Origin of the sequence: Kocuria sp. HSID17590, assembly GCF_003989485.1 — a bacterium.
Classification (GTDB): domain Bacteria; phylum Actinomycetota; class Actinomycetes; order Actinomycetales; family Micrococcaceae; genus Kocuria; species Kocuria salsicia.
The window spans coordinates 1-2,293 of sequence record NZ_RBMB01000069.1 but is presented as its reverse complement, the minus strand read 5'-3'; the positions used below and the strand labels follow the sequence as shown (position 1 = coordinate 2,293).

Below are 2,293 nucleotides of genomic sequence, written 5' to 3'. Positions count from 1 at the left end.
CTTCTTCCGTCCGTAAAGACCCTCCGGGGTCATCTTCCGGCGTGTGCTCCCGCCGGGCAGTGTCTCGTCGCGCCAGGCCGCGTCACGGACCGCGTCCACGACGATCGCGTCGGTCACGGTCCGGACCTACCGGAGTCCGAAAGTACCGCGGTCCGAAACTATCTGATGCGCATCTTCTACAATGAGGATGCGCGTATGCACATGCATACGCACACGCACACTCCTTGGACGCCGTAGCGAGCTTCCGGGCAGACGGTCGCAGACGTCGTCCCCCTGGCTCGTTTCCCCGCCCATCAAAAAATGAACGACCGCGGACTAGCTCGGATCAAGGCGACATCCCCTCAGCATCATGACGCGCTTGTGATGCAACTGAATATAGGAAGCTTAGAGATGACGCAACCAGGACAGACCACCACGACTTCGCACGAAGCGATCGATGCGTTCAAGAGAATCGTCGGCGACGAACATGTACTGACCTCTGAGCGTGCCACGATGCCATTCAGCAAAGGCTATCGATTCGGCGGAGGACCAGTCTTCGCCGTGGTGCGCCCCGGCACGCTGGTCGAGATGTGGCGGGCGCTGCAGGTATCCGTCGACAACAACCTCATCGTCATCCCGCAGGCATCGAACACGGGCCTGACTGGTGGATCCGGCCCCGGCTTCCAAGACTACGATCGCCCCATTGTGATCATCTCGACTCACCGCATCGATGAGGTGCACCTCATCAACGACGCGCGCGAGGCGATCTCGCTCGCGGGCACTCCGCTGACACACCTGACCGACGCGCTCGCCAAGCACCAGCGCGAGCCGCACTCGGTGATCGGGTCGACATCAATCGGCGCCTCGGTCATCGGCGGCATCGCGAACAACTCGGGCGGCAGCCAGATTCGCAAGGGTCCGGCATTCACGCGCGAAGCGATCTTCGCCCGCGTCAACGACGACGGCAAGGTCGAGCTGGTCAATCACCTGGGCATCTCGCTCGGAGACGACCCTGAGGTCGCACTCGACCGTCTACAGCGCGGCGAGTGGTCTCCCGAGGATGTCACCCCAGCTCCCGAAGACTCGAACGAGACCGAGTACGCCGAGCACTTGCGCAAGATCGTGCCTTCGCCTGCTCGCTACAATGCGAACCCCGAGTACCTGTTCGAGGCATCCGGCTCGGCCGGCAAGCTGATGGTGTTCGCGGTGCGCACCCGCACCTTCCCTCGCGAAGTGCACCCGACCGTGTTTTACATCGGCACGAACAACACGCACGAGCTCGAAGAGATCCGTCGGTTGTTCCTCGAAGCCGACATGCCGCTGCCTATCTCTGGTGAGTACATGGGCCGCAGTGCCTTCGACTTGGCCGAGAAGTACGGCAAAGACACCTTCGTCTTCCTGAAGTTCATGAGTCCAGCGCTGCAGACGCGCATGTTCTCGTTCAAGACGTGGGCCAACGGCTTGTTCTCGAAGATTCCCGGCATTGGTCCGACCTTCGCCGACACGGTATCGCAAGCCATGTTCAGCGTGCTGCCCAACCAGCTGCCCAAGCGCATGATGGAGTACCGCAACCGTTTCGAGCATCACCTGCTGCTCACCGTCAGCGAGTCGCAGAAGGCCGCGAGCGAGAAGATGCTCAAGGAGTTCTTCGCAGAGCCCGAGCACACTGGTGAGTTCTTCATCTGCACGTCTGATGAAGAAAAGAGCGCGTCGCTCAACCGGTTCGGCGCGGCCAGTGCCGCCACTCGCTACGCCGCGTTGAAGCGCCGGCACATCGCAGGGCTCATCCCCATCGATGTGGCCCTGCGTCGCGACGATTGGAACTGGCTCGAGGTGCTGCCGGAGGAGATCGACGACCAGCTTGAGGTCAAGGCGTATTACGGGCACTTCTTCTGCCATGTGATGCACCAGGACTATGTCGCCAAGCAGGGCGTGGATCCCGAGGCGCTGCACGACCGCATCCAGCACCTGCTGGAGGAGCGCGGCGCGAAGCTGCCCGCCGAGCACAACTACGGTCGCATCTACAAGCTGCCGGAGTCCATGGAAGAGCACTTCAAGGAGCTCGATCCGACGAATACGTTCAACGCCGGTATCGGCGGCACGTCGCCGCACAAGGACTGGGCCTAAGTCCCCAAGGTAGCGCGACGCCGTGAGAGCCTGAGCGATGTCTTATCCATCTCGGGTGGACCTAGGTGTTGTGGGGCATGAGGTTCTTGGCACGGGTGTGGCGATGAGATGAGGAACGGGCTCCTCGCCACAGGATGGAAGTTCCTACACCACCCACCTGCCTGGAAGAGCCCGTTCATGACCCACG

The 2,293-nt window shown here is 61.8% G+C and carries 1 protein-coding gene; it reads left to right on the top strand.

Features of this window, described 5'->3' with window-relative positions; translation table 11 throughout:
* Positions 1-390 precede the first annotated feature (390 nt).
* Positions 391-2,106, top strand: a complete 1,716-nt coding sequence (dld, locus tag D8M39_RS12420) for a D-lactate dehydrogenase (RefSeq protein ID WP_013161533.1) — start codon at positions 391-393, stop codon at positions 2,104-2,106.
* Positions 2,107-2,293 lie beyond the last annotated feature (187 nt).

Excerpts from the sequence above, each read along its gene's own strand:
- dld (WP_013161533.1), top strand. The coding sequence starts at position 391 with ATGACGCAACCAGGACAGACCACCACGACTTCGCACGAAGCGATCGAT.